General features: G+C 69.0%; 16 protein-coding genes. 6 read left to right on the top strand and 10 right to left on the bottom strand.

Annotation, left to right across the window (positions count from 1 at the left end; all coding sequences use genetic code 11):
• Positions 1 to 5: 5 nt before the first annotated feature.
• The 3 genes from ACIBGM_RS17880 (at position 6) to ACIBGM_RS17890 (ending at position 4088) form a co-directional block, all read left to right on the top strand.
• On the top strand, positions 6 to 731 hold the full coding sequence (locus ACIBGM_RS17880) for an FCD domain-containing protein (RefSeq protein WP_360537553.1): 726 nt from the start codon (positions 6 to 8) through the stop codon (positions 729 to 731).
• A 197-nt stretch (positions 732 to 928) separates the two neighbouring features.
• A complete protein-coding gene (locus ACIBGM_RS17885; RefSeq protein ID WP_396386192.1) occupies positions 929 to 3685 on the top strand; it encodes an AAA family ATPase in 2757 nt (918 codons plus the stop codon).
• 166 nt (positions 3686 to 3851) lie between these two features.
• Positions 3852 to 4088 carry an SCO4848 family membrane protein gene (locus ACIBGM_RS17890; protein WP_360537549.1) on the top strand — a complete coding sequence of 79 codons (237 nt, stop codon included), beginning with the start codon at positions 3852 to 3854 and terminating at the stop codon, positions 4086 to 4088.
• On the opposite strand, the gene ACIBGM_RS17895 is transcribed toward ACIBGM_RS17890, so the two are convergent.
• Complete coding sequence (locus tag ACIBGM_RS17895) at positions 4060 to 4851, bottom strand: AraC family transcriptional regulator (RefSeq protein ID WP_396386193.1); 792 nt, start codon at positions 4849 to 4851, stop codon at positions 4060 to 4062. The two genes, ACIBGM_RS17890 and ACIBGM_RS17895, sit on opposite strands and share 29 nt — an antisense overlap.
• Before the next feature lie 24 nt (positions 4852 to 4875).
• Here ACIBGM_RS17895 and ACIBGM_RS17900 point away from each other — a divergent pair, with 24 nt between their 5' ends.
• Positions 4876 to 5706, top strand: a complete 831-nt coding sequence (locus ACIBGM_RS17900; RefSeq protein ID WP_396386194.1) for a M55 family metallopeptidase — start codon at positions 4876 to 4878, stop codon at positions 5704 to 5706.
• Between the two features lie 1353 nt (positions 5707 to 7059).
• Positions 7060 to 7443, top strand: a complete 384-nt coding sequence (locus ACIBGM_RS17905; protein ID WP_396386195.1) for a DUF2000 family protein — start codon at positions 7060 to 7062, stop codon at positions 7441 to 7443.
• On the opposite strand, the gene ACIBGM_RS17910 is transcribed toward ACIBGM_RS17905, so the two are convergent.
• From ACIBGM_RS17910 to ACIBGM_RS17925, 4 genes are read right to left on the bottom strand one after another with little or no spacing between them, the layout of a single operon-like run.
• The gene (locus tag ACIBGM_RS17910; protein ID WP_396386196.1) at positions 7418 to 8674 is read right to left on the bottom strand and encodes an NAD(P)/FAD-dependent oxidoreductase; all 1257 of its coding nucleotides are present in this window, start codon (positions 8672 to 8674) and stop codon (positions 7418 to 7420) included. The genes ACIBGM_RS17905 and ACIBGM_RS17910 overlap by 26 nt on opposite strands.
• A gap of 8 nt (positions 8675 to 8682) precedes the next feature.
• The gene (locus ACIBGM_RS17915; RefSeq protein ID WP_396386197.1) at positions 8683 to 9453 is read right to left on the bottom strand and encodes an amino acid ABC transporter ATP-binding protein; all 771 of its coding nucleotides are present in this window, start codon (positions 9451 to 9453) and stop codon (positions 8683 to 8685) included.
• Positions 9450 to 10178 carry an amino acid ABC transporter permease gene (locus ACIBGM_RS17920; protein WP_360534655.1) on the bottom strand — a complete coding sequence of 243 codons (729 nt, stop codon included), beginning with the start codon at positions 10176 to 10178 and terminating at the stop codon, positions 9450 to 9452. The genes ACIBGM_RS17915 and ACIBGM_RS17920 overlap by 4 nt, the downstream gene beginning before the upstream one ends.
• Positions 10179 to 10188: 10 nt before the next feature.
• The gene (locus ACIBGM_RS17925; protein WP_360534653.1) at positions 10189 to 11121 is read right to left on the bottom strand and encodes a transporter substrate-binding domain-containing protein; all 933 of its coding nucleotides are present in this window, start codon (positions 11119 to 11121) and stop codon (positions 10189 to 10191) included.
• A 125-nt stretch (positions 11122 to 11246) separates the two neighbouring features.
• Between ACIBGM_RS17925 and ACIBGM_RS17930 the strand changes: the two genes are divergently transcribed.
• Positions 11247 to 12416, top strand: coding sequence for a CdaR family transcriptional regulator (locus ACIBGM_RS17930; protein WP_396386198.1), 1170 nt, complete (start codon positions 11247 to 11249; stop codon positions 12414 to 12416).
• A gap of 62 nt (positions 12417 to 12478) precedes the next feature.
• Here the strand turns inward: ACIBGM_RS17930 and ACIBGM_RS17935 are convergent, their stop codons facing one another.
• From ACIBGM_RS17935 to sdhC, 5 genes are all read right to left on the bottom strand, one after another.
• On the bottom strand, positions 12479 to 12703 hold the full coding sequence (locus tag ACIBGM_RS17935) for a peptidase inhibitor family I36 protein (RefSeq protein ID WP_396386224.1): 225 nt from the start codon (positions 12701 to 12703) through the stop codon (positions 12479 to 12481).
• Between the two features lie 190 nt (positions 12704 to 12893).
• The gene (locus ACIBGM_RS17940; RefSeq protein ID WP_360534649.1) at positions 12894 to 13598 is read right to left on the bottom strand and encodes a succinate dehydrogenase iron-sulfur subunit; all 705 of its coding nucleotides are present in this window, start codon (positions 13596 to 13598) and stop codon (positions 12894 to 12896) included.
• Complete coding sequence (gene sdhA / locus ACIBGM_RS17945) at positions 13598 to 15352, bottom strand: succinate dehydrogenase flavoprotein subunit (protein ID WP_396386199.1); 1755 nt, start codon at positions 15350 to 15352, stop codon at positions 13598 to 13600. The genes ACIBGM_RS17940 and sdhA overlap by 1 nt, the downstream gene beginning before the upstream one ends.
• A gap of 13 nt (positions 15353 to 15365) precedes the next feature.
• Entirely contained in the window at positions 15366 to 15824 is a 459-nt protein-coding gene (locus ACIBGM_RS17950) for a succinate dehydrogenase hydrophobic membrane anchor subunit (RefSeq protein WP_396386200.1), read from the bottom strand.
• A gap of 1 nt (position 15825) precedes the next feature.
• Complete coding sequence (gene sdhC / locus ACIBGM_RS17955) at positions 15826 to 16158, bottom strand: succinate dehydrogenase, cytochrome b556 subunit (protein ID WP_396386225.1); 333 nt, start codon at positions 16156 to 16158, stop codon at positions 15826 to 15828.
• Positions 16159 to 16407: the final 249 nt, after the last annotated feature.

Consider the following 16407-nt stretch of genomic DNA (forward strand, 5'->3'; position numbering starts at 1 on the left):
TGACCATGGTTGCCCAAGCAGACGACGCGTTGTTCCGGCCGGTCCGGACCGGGAACCCGTTCGAGGAGACGGTCGAGCGGTTGCTGCAGGCAATCAAACTGGGGGTCGTGGTGCCGGGTGACCGGCTGCCGTCCGAACGCGACCTGGCGGCCCGGCTGAACGTCAGCCGGGTCACCTTGCGCGAGGCGATCCACGCGCTCACCGAGGCGGGGTACGTCGAGTCCCGGCGCGGGCGGTACGGCGGCACGTTCGTCAACGAGCAGCTGCCGAAGCCCCGCCGTACGCCGGCCAAGCGACTGGCCCGCGAGTTGGGCGACGGCCTGGACGATGCCCTGGTACTGCGTGCCGCCTTGGAGACCGGGGCTGCGGAGGCGGCCGCGGCGCGGTCGTTGAGCGCAGGCGAGGAAGAACACCTTCGCCGGTGTCTCGCGGAGACCTCGGCCGCGTCGCTGGCCGACTACCGCCGGCTGGACTCGCGCCTGCACCTGGCGATCGCGGAGGTCACCGGCTCGCCGTCGCTCACCTCGGCGACGGCCGACGTCCGGATGCGGCTGAACGAGCTGCTGGACGCGATCCCTTTGCTGGAACGCAACATCGAGCACTCCAACGAGCAGCACGAGGCGATCGTCGACGCGATCCTGGCCGGTGACGTCGAGGCCGCGCGCAGCGCGATGCAGGAACACCTCTCCGGCACCGCCGCCCTGCTGAGAGCCTTCCTCAGCTTCCCCTGACGTCGCATCGATCTAACTTTCAATCACAACTGCCATCTCGTGCCCCGGCACAACAGTGCCGTCCGGAGCGCTCATACCAGGGCTGCGACGGGTGACAGGATGGTGACGGGATGGTTTCCTCATGTGACACTCGCCGTGTCGGATGGTCGTTGACTGTGATAATCGGCGAAGGTAATCCTTCGAGGAGTTTGTGATCGATGACTGACGACGAGCTGGTCGGGCGCGCCGGGCTGGTCGAGCGTGCGCGGAAGCAGCTCGAGACCAGCGGCAGCGTGCTGCTCTACGGCCCGACCGGGATCGGCAAGTCAGCCCTCGGCCGCGCGCTGGTCGCGGATCGCACCAAGGCCGGCTGCCGGGTCCTCAGCGCCGCCCCGTCACAGTCCGAAGCCAGCCTCCCGTACGTCACCCTTCTCGACCTGCTGTCCAACCAGCTCGAGCTGGCCTGGCAGGTCCTGCCCGACCACCTCCGCCAGCCGCTTGAGGTGGCTCTGCTGAAGGCCAGTGCGCCTGACACGGTCCGCGACGAGCTGGCTGTGCGCCTCGCCGTACTGCATGTTCTTCGTCGGCTGGCGGCCAACGGGCCCGTGCTGCTCGTGGTGGACGACATCCAGTGGGTGGACCCGTCCAGCCTCGAGGTGCTGACCTTCTGCGCCCGCAGGCTGACCGACGGGGTGCACATGCTCGCCACCGAGCAGGTGGCAGACGGTGACCTCCCGGTGATGTCGGAGGCGTGCCCCGAGCCCGTCCTGCAGCTGGAGGTGCCGCCGCTCACGGAGCCCGACGTACTGGGTCTGCTGCGACAGCGCCTGTCCAGCCCGCTTCCGGTGCGTACCGCCCGCCGCATCTTCACGGCGAGCGCAGGGAATCCCTTCATGGCGCTGGAGCTCGGCCGCGCGGTGCTGCGCCATCCACAGGGGGTGTCGCCCAACGATCCGCTCCCGGTGTCGAGCCGGCTCAAGACGCTGCTCGGCGACCGGCTGGCCGACCTGTCGCCTGGCGCGCACGAGCTCCTGCTGCACGCAGCCTCGTCGCCGCGCCCGACGACGACCCAGATCGCGCAGTCCCTCGGGCGGCCGATCGACGGCGAGCTCGCCCAGGTGGAGACGCTCGGGCTGGTCGACGTGTCCTCCGAGCGGCTGCGGTTCACGCATCCACTGCTGCGGGAGTTCGTGTACGCCGAGGCGACGTCAGCTGCCCGCCGGCAGGCGCACGCGCAGCTCGCGGCCGTGGTCGACGAACCGGTCGAGAACGCGACCCATCGTGCGCTCGCCACCCAGGAGGCGAACCCGGAGCTGGCCGTCACCATTGAGGAGGCCGCCGCGGTCGCCGCCGGCCGCGGAGCGCCTGGTGCGGCTGCGACGCTGTGGCGGCTGGCCGCCGAGCGTACGCCGATCAGCCTGCCGGACGACCGTGCTCGACGCCTGACCCGGGCCGCTGACGACGCCGCAGCCGCCGGTCATCTGGCGGAGTCGGCCGAGATGGCGCGGCACGCCATCCAGGCGGCAACGAATCCAGAGACCAAGGTGCCGGCGCTGTTGCTGCTGGTGGACGCCGCGTGGCCCGATCGGGACCGGCGGGTGGAGCTGCTGGCCGAGGCGTTCGAGGCCGCGGTCGGCAACAAGCGGCTCGAGGCGCGGGTGCGGATCATGCGCAGCCACAGCGAGTACTTCGACCGCCGGCTGGACGAGGCCCAGGAGGATGCGCGGGTCGCGGAGGGGCTCGCGCGGGAGTGCGGTGACACCGAGGCGATCGTCGACGCGTTGAGCGCGGCCTCGTCGGTGCAGATCGCCCGCGACGCCGAGCAGACCGCGGACGCGCTGCTGCAGCAGGCGGCGGAGCTGTCGCGCGACCTGCCGCTCACGAAGACGGTGGTCAACGCGCGGCAGATGGCGGCGATGCGGGAGCTGTTCCGCGGCCGGACCGCGGAGGCGATCTCGTCGATCAGCGCGCTGGTGGACGAGGTCCGTGACGGCGGGGCAATGCGGTGGCTGGCGTCCGTGCTGATCTCGGCGACCGCGATCTACGAACGCAGCGGGCGGGGCGCGGACGCGCTCGCCGCAGGCCACGAGTGCTACCAGTTGATGCAGGACATCGGCGAAGAGGCCGAGGTCGGCATGATCATCGCGAGCCGCGCGGAGTGGGCCGGCGGCACGGCGGCGATGGGTCGGCAGTTGGCCGAGGCCGCGCTGGAAGGTGTCCGGCTGGTTGGGAACGATGAGTGGACCGGACCCGCCCTGGCTTCGCTCGGGTTGATCGGCGTACTGACCGGGGATCCGCAGCGTGCGGTGGAGGCGTTCGACGCGATCGCGGACTCGGGGGAGGCGGCGATGCCGTTCGACCCCGCCGTCATCCCGTGGCACGCGGACTACGCGGAGGCGTTGGTCGCGGCCGGGCGGCTGGAGGACGCGGCGACGCTGATCGCGGACATCCGCAGTCGTGCCGAGACGCTGGACCGCGCGGTCGTGCGGGTCGGGCTGGCCCGGTCCGAGGCGTTGCTGATCGCCAAGCAAGGCGACCCGGCCGCGGCGTTGGACTTGCTGGAGGCAACGATCAGTACGGCGGGCGACCGCGTCTACCCGCTCGACCTGGCTCGCTGCGAGCTCACCCGCGGCCGCGTCGCCCGGCAGGCCCGCCGGCGCTCGGTCGCCCGGACGGCGTTCCTGGACGCGATCGAGCAGTTCGAGGCGTACGGCGCCCCGGCGTGGCGTGAGGTGGCGGAGACCGAGCTGGCGCGTCTCGACGTACCGAGTCGCAGCCGTCAGCCGTCGGAGCTCACCGACAACGAGCAGCAGATCGTCTCCATGGTCCGCGACGGCTCCACCAACCGCGAGATCGCGGCCGCGCTCTACCTCAGCGTCAAGGCGGTCGAGTCCCAGCTGACGCGGCTCTACCGGCGCTTCGGCGTGGCCAACCGGACGCAGCTCCTGCGCATGGTCGATCGGCCCAATCCGTAGTTGAACGTCGTACCGGTCTGCAGGGAAACCCTTGAGTAACCCGTCGGTAGCTTTCCGCATCTTGCCGTGCGCTCTCCGATGGACGAATGTCGTTCGCAGTGAGCTCGCCCCTCGCGCCGGGGCGGCCGAGTGAGGCGCGGCCGCCCCGTCTTGGGACAATGTGTTGGTGAAACTCGAACGCAAGCACGCTCTCGTCCTGATCGGCATCGCGGTCTGGAACGTGGTGACCTACCTGCGCTTCATCAAGGCGCTGGCCGACACCGAGGGGCGACCGACCGGGTACTACGTCGCGCACACGATCCTGATCGTCGTCAACCTGCTGATCGCCGGGGTGCTCGGCAGTTGGGGCGTGAAGGCGTACAAGGCGTCGAAGGTCAACGCTTCACAAAACTCGCCGGCGTGACGCCGAGCATCTTCCGGAAGTGCCGGTTGAGGTGTGACTGGTCGTAGAAGCCGGCCAGCGTCGCCACCTCGGCCGGTGGGCAGCCGTCGAGCAGGTACCGCCGCGCCAGGTCCACCCGTCGGCCGGTCAGGTAGCGGTGGGGCGGCATTCCGTACTCGCGGCTGAACGCCCGGACAAGGTGGGTCGGATGGGCGTGCACGAGCTTCGCGGCGTCGTCCAGCGTGATTCCTGCCGGGACGTGGCCGTCCAGTACGTCGCGTAGTCGGCGCGCGAGCCCGGGGTCGCGTCGATCCGGCGGGTCGGTGACGTTGCGGCGCAGGTGCTGGCGCAGGCGCTCCTCGATCAGGATCAGCCGGCTTTGCGCTTCCAGGTCCTCCTTGCCGTCTCGGAGTACGCCGTGGAGTTGGTGGATGCGGTGTCGCAGGACGGGGTCGACGTACTCGGGCTGGTCCACGGCGGCGCCGATCACGTTGTCGCCGAGGCGATCGGGCTCGAGGTACAGGACGCGTTTGCGGAAGCCCTCGGGATGGACCGAGCGGCCGTCGTGCGGGACGTTCGGCGGTAGCAGGGAGACCTGTGCCTGGGCCAAGCCGTGCTCGCGGTGGTCCAGGTCGTACCGTACGGCGCCTTCGTCGACGATCAGGACGGTCCAGGCGTCGTGCGTGTGGCTCGGGTACGCGTGCGACCGGAAGTGGGCGTGCAGCACCTCGACGACCCCGCTCAGCGCGGGCCGCCAAGCCCTGACCTCGGCGCCGGCGTTCACCCTTCAGAACATACGCTGCCTGCCGTGAAGGTCTATCTGAGCGTGGACATGGAAGGCATCACCGGGCTGGTCGACGCGGAGGACGTCCAGCCGCCGGGACGCGACTACGAACGCGGCCGGGTGCTGATGACCGAGGACACGAACGCGGCCATCCGGGGCGCCTACGAGGCAGGAGCGACCGCCGTACTGGTGAACGACGCGCACGGCCCGATGCGCAACCTGCTGCCCGACCTCCTCGACCGCCGCGCCACGCTGATCAAGGGCCGGCCGAAGCCGATGGGCATGATGGAGGGACTGACGAGCGAGTACGACGCCGCCCTCTGTATCGGGTACCACGCCCGCGCCGGTGTGCTCGGCGTGCTCAGCCACAGCTTCATGGGCCACGAGATCGAGGACATCTGGCTCGACGACCAGGTCACGGGCGAGATCGGCCTCTTCCACGCCGCCGCCGCCGCGTACGGCGTACCCGTCGCAATGCTCACCGGCGACGACACAGCCTGCGCCGAAATGACCGCCTGGGACCCGAATGTCGCCGTGGTCCCGGTCAAGTACGCCAAGGACCGCTTCGCCGCCGAACTCGTCCCCGTCCCCGACGCCCAAGCCGCCATCGAGCAAACCGCCGCCACCGCCCTCGCGGCCCTCCCGCCTCTCCCGTTCAACCGCTCCGCCAGCCGTGAACTGACCGTCCGCTGGCAATCCGCCTCCGTCGTCTCCCACCTCACCGCCATCCCCGGCGTAACCCGCCGCGACGACCGCACCATCACCGTCCAAGCCGACATGCCCCACCTCTACCGCCTCTTCAACCTCTTCCTCCGCGTAGCCACCGCAGTAACCACCAACCCGCCGTACTGCTAACCCCCCGCCGACTTACTGCCACGGACACCGCCCAAAGGACACCACCTTCGGCGGCGGCTGTTTGTTCGCCGCCTGCGGCGTCGCCGCACACCGTACTCACACGTCACGCGCTCGGCGAGCGGCCTGTGCTCGGGGTCGAGGTGGCTAAAGGACACCGCCTCCGGCGGCGGCTGCTATTGGCCACCTCCGGCGCGCCGCCGAGTGTGATCACGCGGGCAGGTGTTCGGCGAGTGGACTGGGCTCCGGTGTCGGGGGAACGGCCGCGGCCGGCCCTCTTGCAACTCCAGGGGATAACCATGCGGATGGTGGGTTATCTGCTCGTATCCGAGTAGATAACCCAGCATTTGGAGGGATATCCGGCTCTGGTGACGGATGTGTGGGTGGGTCTGGACGCCCGGAGGTGAGCCGCAAGCACCTGTTGGTGTCAGGCCGCATGCGGCGGCACCGCGGGGTGTGGTCGCGCGGGCTGGTGGTCGGCGGGTGGACTGTGCTCGGGCGTACGGGTGGCTAAGGGACACCGCCTTCGGCGGCGGCTGTTTGTTGGCGGCCTGCGGCGGCGCCGCGGAGTGTGGTCGCGCGGGCAGGTGGTCGGCGAGTGAACTCGGCTCCGGTGTTGGGTGGACTGCTGCAGCGGACCACGCAACTTCAGGGGATAACCACGCGGGTGGTGGGCTATCTGCTCGTATGCGAGTGGATAACCCAGCGTTTGGAGGGATATCCGGCTCTGGTGACGGATGTGGGTGGTTTCGACGGCCCGGAGGTGAGCCGGAAGCACCTGTTGGGGTGAAGCTGGGAAGGGTCACCGCCTTCTGCGGCGGCAGGTTCCTGGCCGCCTCTGGCGGCCGCGGGTTCCTGGCCGCCTCCGGCGGCGCCGGGGTGTGGTCGCGCGAGCTGGTCTTCGGCGGGTGGACTGGGCTCCGGTGGTGGGTGAACGGCTGCGGCTGGCCCCCGGCAACTTCAGGGGATAACCATGCGGATGGTGGGTTATCTGCTCGTCTGCGAGTGGATAACCCAGCGTTTGGAGGGATATCCGGTTCTTGTGGTGGATGTGTGGGTGGGGCGAGCGGGCGCATGCCGTTGGGTGGGTTGGGCGTTGTCGAGAAGCAGGGGGCGGATCGCCAGGCCATCACAATCGGGTGCTGTCGGCGGTGTCAGGCGGGCAGCGGGAGGTAGGTGGTGATTGTGATGGGCTGGCGGTCCGCCGCGTCGGGGGCCCGTTCACGGGGTGGCACGTTGGGCGTGCCGGGGGCGGGAGGCGCTAGGAATGTACAAGCCGGGGGGATGGGAGTGCGGGATGGTGGTGGGGTGGATGACGTTAGTGAGCCGGTGCGGTTTGAGACGAAGATTGCTGTGGTGTTGCGGGAGGATTTGGCCGCCTGGCAGCGGGTCAATGTGGCGGCGTTCCTGGTGAGTGGGATTGCGGGGACGCATCCGGAGGTGGTGGGGGACGACTACGAGGATGCGGACGGGCAGACGTATCTGCCGATGTTTCGGCAGCCGGTGATGGTGTTCGAGGGGGCCAAGGAGTTCATGCGTACGGCGCATGAGCGGGCGCTCAAACGGGAGCTCGAGTGTGCCGTGTTCACGCAGGAACTGTTTGCTACGGGCAATGATCGGGACAACCGGGCCGCGGTGAAGGCGGTGCGGACCGCGGAGCTCGACCTGGTGGGGATCGCGGTGTACGGGCCGAAGAATGCGGTCGACAAGGTGCTCAAGGGCGCGGCCAAGCACCCCTGAGGAGGTAGCGCTCGAGGGCGAAGGGCTTGAGTTCGGGTGCGCGCTCGTCGGACAGGATCAGGGGTACGACGTGGCGCGCCGTGCCGGGCGCCAGCGTGAGGCCGAGCATGCCGTGGCCGGTGGCGACGTACAGGCCGGGGTGACCGGGGACGGGACCGATCAGCGGCAGGCTGTCCGGGGTGGCTGGGCGCATGCCGGCGAACGTTGCTGTCGACAACCCGGGCCGCCAGTCGGCGAAGTACGGCCTGGTGCGGTTGACGATGGTGGACAGGAGGCGTTCGGCGATCGGGCCGCCGGGCCGGCCGAGGTCCAGACGAGCGGCCACGCGGACGCCGTCGGCGAACGGCGTGATCGCGATACTCGGCTCGACCAGCTTCACGGCCAGCTGCGGGGCGCGGCCGGTACCCGGTGTGGTGATGCTGTAACCAGTTGCCGCCAGCAACGGAAGTCGTACGCCGAGCACGGCCAGCAACTCGGTCGACCACGCACCCGCCGCCACGAGGAGCCGGTCACAGTCGAAGCTCCCCGCACTGGTCTCCACCCGCCAGCCGACCCCGTCCGGTCCCAGCCGGCTCGCCGTACCACTCACCAACCGGCCACCCGCGTCGGCCAGTTGCTTGTGCAGGGCACGCAGGACCTGTTCCGGCCGCACCTGCACCTCGTCAACGGCATGTACGGCGCCACTGACCGCAGAACCGAGCGCTGGTTCGCGCGAGCGAGCCGCGGACCCATCGAGCACCTCGTAGCCGCCCTTGTACCCGGCAGCCGTCGTAGCCTCGGCCAACTGCGCCACCTCGTCCAGCCCGGCCTGCGTGACCGCAGCCATCAGCAGACCGGTCTGCCGAAGCTCCAAATCCGCTGTCTCCTGCAACCGCGCGAAGTCGACCACACACCCGGCACCAAGATCCAGTACGGCGCGCAACCCGGCCGCATACCGACCAGCGGACCCGCTGCGCACGAATCCGACAAGCCAGCGCAGCAACGTCGACGTGAGCCGCGGAGCGACACTGAACGGCGCCTCCCGATGCAATGCCTGGCGTGCCGAGTGCAGCAGTACGCCGGGACCGGACAACGGAGCCGACAGCGCCGGCACGACCCACCCGGCCGCAGCAGGGGACGCGAAGCCCGCCTGCGGCCCGGCGTCCAGCACGGTCACGTCGGCCCCGGCTCTGGCCAGCTCCACAGCCGACCAGAGCCCGATCACGCCGCCGCCGATGACGATGATCCGCATCGCGCCGCCTACTGCCCGGCCGCGTACGACGCGAGGAACGTCCGCGTCCGCAGCTCACGCGGCATGCCGAGCACCTCGGCCGGCTCGCCCTGCTCGACGATCCGCCCGCCGTCGACAAACACGACCCAGTCGGCCACCTCCCGCGCGAACGGGAGCTCGTGCGTCACCAGCACCATCGTCATCCCGTCGTCGGCCAGTTCGCGCATCACTCGCAGTACCTCCGCGGTCGACTCGGGGTCCAGGGACGACGTGGGCTCGTCGAAGAGCAGGACGTTCGGCCGCAGGGCCAGCGCCCGGGCGATGGCGACCCGTTGCTGCTCACCACCCGACATCTGTTCCGGATAAGCGATTCCGCGATGGGCGAGCCCGACCCGCCGGAGCAGCTGGACCGCGCGCTCCAATGCGTCACGTTCCGGGATCCCGGCCCGCAGTTGCGCCAGCATCACGTTCTCCACCGCGGTCAGGTGCGGGAACAGGTTGAACCGCTGGAACACCATGCCGACCGACTGCCGCAGCTTCGCCAGGTCGCGGCAGCGCACCTCGTCCTCGGCGAAGATCGTCTCGCCGGCCACTTCCAGCAGGCCGTGGTCCGGTTGCTCGAGCAGGTTCAGGCAGCGCAGCAGCGTGGTCTTGCCGCCGCCGCTCTGGCCGATGATCGCGACGATCTTCTTGTGCCGGACCGTCAGGCTCACCCCGTCGAGCACCAGTCGCCCGTCGAAGGACTTGCTCAGGTTCTCGATCCGTACGACGACGTCCGGGTGCGCCACGCTGAGCTTCATGCCGACGGTCCTTCCAGGAGTGCACGCGCAGCCGCGAGCCGCCGGCGCCGCCGGGGAGTGAGCGGCACACCGGCCCGGATCCGTCGCTCGAGCCAGAGCAACCCTTGGGACAGCGGGTAGCAGAGCGCGAAGTAGATCGCCGCGATCACCAGGTAGACCTCCAGCGCGCGGAACGTCGCCGACGTGATCAACCGGCCCTCGGACATCAGCTCCGCCGCCGAGATGGTGACCAGCAACGACGTCGACTTCAGCAGGTCGACCAGCATCGTGTTCGTGCCGGGCAGCGCCGATCGCAGTGCCTGCGGGAAGACGACGTACGCGAAGGTGCTGATCCGGCCGAGGCCGAGCGCCTCCGCGGCCTCCTGCTGGCCGCCGTGCACACCGGCGATCGCGGACCGGAAGATCTCCGACAGGTAGGCGGCGTAGAAGACGATCAGGCTCACGCAGCCGGCGCTGAACACGTCGAGCTTCAGGCCGGCCGAGGCCAGCCCGAAGTAGGTGACGAAGATGATCGCGAGCAGCGGGATGTTCTTGAACACCTCGGTGTAGACGGCGGCCGGCGCCCGGAGCGCGCGGTGCCGGCTCACCCGCAGCAGCGCCAGCACCAGACCGAGTACGGCGGCGCCGGCGAAGCTCGCGACCGTGTAGGCGACGGTCCGGCCGAGGCCGTCGAGCAGGGCCGGTGAGTAGTCCGACCAGGGCACCTCGAAGAGTTGGGTCAGCATCAGGGGCTCCTCAGATCGACGGGGGCTGCCAGTCGGCCGGCCGGTCGACGCCACGCCGGGTCACGGCGATCTCCGGCGCCGGCTTCAGGAACTGGTCGGGCGCGCCGCCGTACTTCTCGATCAGCTTGGTCAGCTCGCCGCTGGCGTACATCGCCCGGATCTGCTCCGAGATCGCCTTCTCCAGCGCGGTCGCCTGCTTGGGCAGGTAGAAGCTGGTCATGTACGAACGGAAGTACTCGTACTGCGGACGCGCCTTGACCTCCGCATCGGTCGGCGGCGTCAGGTACTGCGTCTCGACCTTGAGCTCCGGTCGTTCCTTCTGCGCGGCGAGCACCAGCAGCGGGTCCAGGAACCCGACGTTGATGCGCCCGGCCCCGAGGTCGTCGAAGACCCCGTTGCCGTCCGGGTACGCGTGCAGCTTGGCGCCCGGCACGGCCTGGATCGACTTGACCCACACGTAGCCCTCGACGGTCCCGAGATCCTTGCCCTGCAGGTCGTTCACGGTCTGGTAGTGCTCACCGCTGCGGACTGCCATCGCGGGAGGCGAGTAGTACGGCGGGTCGGTGAACAATCCCTGCTTCTGCCGATCCGCGGTCCAGGCGACACCGCCGATGGTGATGTCGACCCGCCGGGACTGGACGTTGGCCAGCATCCCGGCGAAGTCGGTGAGCTCGGGTTTGACGGTCAGCCCGAGCTTCCCGGCCACGGCGTTGAGGATGTCGGCGTCCAGGCCGGCCATCTTGTCACCCACCATCGACGTGTATGGCGCGTACGGCTGGATGGCGACCTTGAGGACGCCGGGCTCGATCGTGCCGAGCGCGGCGGCCGCGTCGGAGACCGGCGCCTTGGACTCGCCGCCGCACGCGGTCAGCGTGCCGATCAGCAGTGCGGCGGCGGTGAGCAGTGGAGCGACCCGGGACCGGGCCAGAAGTGCCTTCGACATGGCGTGCCTTTCCGTGTCTCGACCCCGATTTCTTCAAGGCTAGAGACGCCGTCGGACCACGTCATTGGACGGCTGATCCAGGAATCGACGATCATCGGGGCACTTCGCTGTACGCTTCGTACAAGATGCTGTCCGCTCCGTTGGCCCAGCAGATCGCCCGGGAGACGTCCGAGGTGATCGGCTACAACGTGCTCATCACCGACGACCACGGCATCGTCATCGGCAGCGGCGACACCAGCCGGCTGGGCAGCTTCCACGAGGCATCGGTCGACGTACTGGCGTCCCAGCAGGCGGCGTGGCACACCGCGGCCGAGGCGCAGCGGCTGCGTGGGGTCAAACCCGGGATGACGCTGCCGATCGTGATCGACGGTGCGGCGGTCGGGACGGTCGGCATCACCGGGTCGCCGCGGCAGGTGCGGCGGTTCGGCCTGGTGGTCCGGCGGCAGACCGAGATCCTGCTGCAGGAGTCGGTTGAGCTCCGGTCCCGACTGCTGCGCGAGCGGGCGCTCGAGGAGCTCCTCCGCGACATCGGATCCTTCGACGCCGACGTGGTCGACCCGGCGTTCCTGGCCGGCCGGGCGAAGGAACTCGGCTTCGACCTCACCGCGCAGCGCACAGTCGTGATCGTCGAGGTGGACGAACCCGTGCCGGCCGGCGGCGGCGTACCGGATGTCGCGACGCTCCGGCCCGAGGTGCTGCGGACCTTGCGCCAGACCTTCGGATCGGCCGATCTGGTGGCCGCGATGACGGCCGGGCGGTTCGCCGTGCTGCCGGTGCTCGGACGCCGGAGCCGGGGGACCGCCGAAGACCGGCTGCGGCTGGGGCAGGTCGCCGTACGGGCGATCGCGTCCGAGCACGGGTTCGCGTCGCGGGCCGGGGTGGGCGGAGCCGCGCGCGGGATCGCGGCGTTGCGGGAGGCGTACGCCGATGCCGGCGACGCGCTCCACCTCGGCAAGGGGTGCGAGCCGGACGAGACGGCGTACGTGATCGATGGGCTGCGTGGGCACCAGGTGCTCGCAGCGGTCGGTCATCGAGCACGGTCCCGGCTGGTGTCACTGGTCGCAGGTCCGCTCGCGACCCAGGCGGACTGGCCGGAGCTCCGGGCCACCCTGATCGCCTGGTGCGAAAGCGGCTTCAACCTGGTGCGGACCGCCGATGCCCTGCACATCCACCGCAACACGCTGATCTATCGCCTGGAGAAGATCGAACGCCTCACCGGCCGCCCCTGGCGCGACCACCGCAGCACCCTCACCCTCTACCTGGCCTGCCACGCCTCCCAGCTCGATAGCCCCTAGCGCGAAACGCAACCAACCTCTGCCCGGACGATTCCCGGTAGACAGAGGTTGGTTGCGTCAGTTCAGCAGACGAATTCGTAGCTCTCGGCGTCGTTGTCGAAGCCCTGCAGCTCCAGGTTGTTGTACGACGTGTTGGCCTTGAGATCCACGCTCCGGCCGCCGAGGTTGTCGTCGGCGTACAGCCGGACGATGCAGTTGGTCTCGTTGCGGACCGACGAGATCTCGTTGTCGCCGTCCCAGCCGTCGATGTCACAGCCGTCCGGGCGGGTGTCGGGGGTCGTGTCGATGTACTGACTGCCGGTGTTGGTGGTTCTGCATCACCTCCAGCCAAAGCGCCCGGACTTTCAGATCACTTTCAGTCAGCTTTCGCAATCCCTCCGTGACGAAGCCGAGACAGAGCCGACGGACGGCCGTCACCCAGGCGACGAAAAGCCCCTGGACCGGACCGGTCCAGGGGCTTCAGAGGTGTCGCAGGGGTCAGACGCGCCGGAAGATCAGCGCCCGCTTCACTTCCTGGATCGCCTTGGTGACCTCGATACCGCGCGGGCACGCGTCGGTGCAGTTGAAGGTGGTCCGGCAGCGCCAGACGCCCTCCTTGTCGTTGAGGATCTCCAGCCGCTGCTCGGTGCCCTCGTCGCGGCTGTCGAAGATGAACCGGTGCGCGCCGACGATCGCCTGCGGGCCGAAGTACTGGCCGTCGGACCAGAACACCGGGCAGGACGTCGTACACGCTGCGCACAGGATGCACTTGGTGGTGTCGTCGAACCGGTCCCGGTCGGCCTGCGACTGGATCCGCTCCCGGGTCGGCTCGTGGCCGCTGGTGACCAGGAACGGCATCACCGAGCGGTACGCGTCGAAGAACGGCTCCATGTCGACGACCAGGTCCTTGAGCACCGGCAGGCCCTTGATGGGCTCGACGGTGATCTCCTTCTCCGGGTTCAGGTCCTTGATCAGCGTCTTGCAGGCCAGCCGGTTGCGGCCGTTGATCCGCATCGCGTCGGAGCCGCAGACGCCGTGCGCGCAGGACCGGCGGAAGGTGAGCGTGCCGTCCTGGTCCCACTTGATCTTGTGCAGCGCGTCCAGGACGCGGTCGGTCGGCTGCAGCGTGACCGAGTAGGTCTTCCACTCGGACTCGTCGACGACCTCCGGGTTGTACCGCAGGATCTTGACCTTGACGTCCATCAGTACTTGCGCTCCATCGGCTTGTAGCGGGTCTGCACGACCGGCTTGTAGTCCAGCCGGATGTTGACTGTTTCCTTGCCGCCTTCGGCAACCGAGACTTCGCGGTACGCCATCGTGTGCCGCATGAAGTTGACGTCGTCGCGCTTGTCGTAGTCCTCGCGGAAGTGGCCGCCGCGGGACTCCTTGCGGGCCAGCGCGGACACCACCAGCACCTCGGCCAGGTCGATCAGGAAGCCGAGCTCGACGGCCTCCAGCAGGTCGGTGTTGAACCGCTTGCCCTTGTCCTGGACCGCGACGTTCGCGAACCGTTCCTTCAGCGACTCGATGTCGACCAGCGCCTGCTTCAGCGAGCCCTCGGTCCGGTACACCTGCGCGTTCAGGTCCATGGTCGCCTGCAGGTCGCTGCGGATCGCGGCCACCCGCTCGTCACCGGTCGCGTTCCGCAGCCCCTCGACCAGGTCGACGACGAACGTCTCCGGGGTGTCCGGAAGCTCCTCGAAGACCGCGGTCTCGGCGTACTCGGCGGCCGCGATGCCGGCCCGGCGGCCGAACACGTTGATGTCGAGCAGCGAGTTCGTGCCCAGCCGGTTCGCGCCGTGCACGGACACGCAGGCGACCTCACCCGCGGCGTACAGGCCGGGGATCACGTCGTCGTTGTTGGCCAGCGCCTCGCCCTTGATGTTGGTCGGGATGCCGCCCATCGCGTAGTGCGCGGTCGGGAACACCGGGATCTGCTCGGTGTACGGCTCCACCCCGAGATAAGTCCGGGCGAACTCGGTGATGTCCGGCAGCTTGGCGTCGATGTGGGCCGGTTCCAGGTGCGTCAGGTCGAGCATCACGTAGGCGCCGTCCGGGCCGCAGCCGCGGCCCTCGCGCACCTCGTTCGCCATCGCCCGGGCGACCATGTCGCGCGGCGCCAGGTCCTTCACGGTCGGCGCGTAGCGCTCCATGAACCGCTCGTTGTCCTTGTTCCGCAGGATCCCGCCCTCACCGCGGGCCGCCTCGGACAGCAGTACGCCGAGACCCGCCAGGCCGGTCGGGTGGAACTGGAAGAACTCCATGTCCTCCAGCGGCAGGCCCTTGCGCCAGACGATGCCCATCCCGTCGCCGGTCAGCGTGTGCGCGTTCGACGTGGTCCGGAAGACCTTGCCGAACCCGCCGGAGGCGAACACGACGGACTTGGCCGAGAAGATGTGCAGCTCGCCGGTGGCCAGCTCGTAGGCGACCACGCCGCTGGCCCGGCCGTCGGTCATCAGCAGGTCGAGGACGTAGAACTCGTTGAAGAACTCCACGTTCTGCTTGATGCACTGCTGGTACAGCGTCTGCAGGATCATGTGACCGGTGCGGTCGGCCGCGAAGCACGAACGCCGTACGACGGCCTCGCCGTGGTTGCGGGTGTGGCCGCCGAAGAACCGCTGGTCGATCTTGCCCTCGGCGGTCCGGTTGAACGGCAGGCCCATCTTCTCCAGGTCCAGGACCGCGTCGACGGCCTCGCGGCACATCACCTCGGCCGCGTCCTGGTCGACCAGGAAGTCACCGCCCTTGACCGTGTCGAAGGTGTGCCACTCCCAGTTGTCCTCCTCGACGTTGGCCAGCGCGGCGCACATGCCGCCCTGGGCCGCGCCGGTGTGCGACCGGGTCGGGTAGAGCTTGGTGAGCACCGCGGTCCGGGTCCGCTTGCTGGACTCGAGGGCGGCGCGCATACCGGCTCCGCCCGCGCCGACGATGACGACGTCGTACTGATGGCGCTGCATTTTCCAGAGATCCTTACTTGCTGCAGACCGACAGCGTGCTGTTCGGGTCGAGGCAGGGGTCGAAGGTGAAGATCACCAGGGTGCCGAGCACGACGATCACGATCGACGCGGTGATCAGCAGGGACTTCAGCCAGAACCGGGTCTGGTCCTTCTCGGCGTAGTCGTTGATGATCGTGCGCAGTCCGTTGGTGCCGTGCAGCATCGCCAGCCACAGCATCAGCAGGTCCCAGACCTGCCACAGCGGGTTGGCCCACTTGCCGGCCACGAAACCGAAGTCCAGCGCGTTGATCCCGTCGCCGAGCATCAGGTTCACGAACAGGTGGCCGAGCACCAGGACGACGAGGGCGAGGCCGGACAGCCGCATGAACAGCCAGCTGTACAGCTCGAAGTTGGTCTGCCCGGACCGGTTCCGGCCGCCGCCCTTCAGCGAGCGGGAACGGGAACTGGAGCGGGGGGCTGCGATCTCGGACATCTCAGCCTCCGAAGACGTGGGAGAGGTGCCGGATCACGAACGGCACGAACAGGACCACCCAGATCACGCCGACGCCGATCATCAGCTGGCGCTGGTAGCGCGGGCCCTTGGCCCAGAAGTCCACCAGGATCAGCCGGATGCCGTTGAACGCGTGGAACAGGATGGCCGCCACCAGGCCGACCTCGAGCAGGCCGACGATCGGGTTCTTGTAGGTGCCGATGACCTCGTTGTACGCCTCCGGGGAGACCCGGACCAGCGCGGTGTCGAGCACGTGCACCAGCAGGAAGAAGAAGATCCCCACGCCGGTGATCCGGTGCGCGACCCATGACCACATGCCCTCCCGGCCGCGGTACAGCGTGCCGGCTGGTTTGCTGGGCAAACCGATCCTCCGATCGGACGTCTGACCGAGAGCCGTGCGGCTGCCGCGACCGGCTCGACCCGGGCGAAAACCAGGCCGCTTCGATGCTAGTCCTGTGATCAGGCTCGAAATGTCCTGACAGGTGTGAGATCGGTCGCGTCGGTGGCCCATCCGACCGGTCCGCGACTGGCCCTCGACGGTGACCCGGAGATCGTCTTGACTTCA

The organism is Kribbella sp. NPDC050470, from assembly GCF_044458365.1.
GTDB lineage: Bacteria > Actinomycetota > Actinomycetes > Propionibacteriales > Kribbellaceae > Kribbella.

Excerpts from the sequence above, each read along its gene's own strand:
- ACIBGM_RS17880 (WP_360537553.1), top strand. The coding sequence starts at position 6 with ATGGTTGCCCAAGCAGACGACGCGTTGTTCCGGCCGGTCCGGACCGGG.
- ACIBGM_RS17885 (WP_396386192.1), top strand. The coding sequence starts at position 929 with ATGACTGACGACGAGCTGGTCGGGCGCGCCGGGCTGGTCGAGCGTGCG.
- ACIBGM_RS17910 (WP_396386196.1), bottom strand. The coding sequence starts at position 8,674 with ATGCGGATCATCGTCATCGGCGGCGGCGTGATCGGGCTCTGGTCGGCT.
- ACIBGM_RS17915 (WP_396386197.1), bottom strand. The coding sequence starts at position 9,453 with ATGAAGCTCAGCGTGGCGCACCCGGACGTCGTCGTACGGATCGAGAAC.
- ACIBGM_RS17920 (WP_360534655.1), bottom strand. The coding sequence starts at position 10,178 with ATGCTGACCCAACTCTTCGAGGTGCCCTGGTCGGACTACTCACCGGCC.
- ACIBGM_RS17925 (WP_360534653.1), bottom strand. The coding sequence starts at position 11,121 with ATGTCGAAGGCACTTCTGGCCCGGTCCCGGGTCGCTCCACTGCTCACC.
- ACIBGM_RS17930 (WP_396386198.1), top strand. The coding sequence starts at position 11,247 with ATGCTGTCCGCTCCGTTGGCCCAGCAGATCGCCCGGGAGACGTCCGAG.
- ACIBGM_RS17940 (WP_360534649.1), bottom strand. The coding sequence starts at position 13,598 with ATGGACGTCAAGGTCAAGATCCTGCGGTACAACCCGGAGGTCGTCGAC.
- sdhA (WP_396386199.1), bottom strand. The coding sequence starts at position 15,352 with ATGCAGCGCCATCAGTACGACGTCGTCATCGTCGGCGCGGGCGGAGCC.
- ACIBGM_RS17950 (WP_396386200.1), bottom strand. The coding sequence starts at position 15,824 with ATGTCCGAGATCGCAGCCCCCCGCTCCAGTTCCCGTTCCCGCTCGCTG.
- sdhC (WP_396386225.1), bottom strand. The coding sequence starts at position 16,158 with ATGTGGTCATGGGTCGCGCACCGGATCACCGGCGTGGGGATCTTCTTC.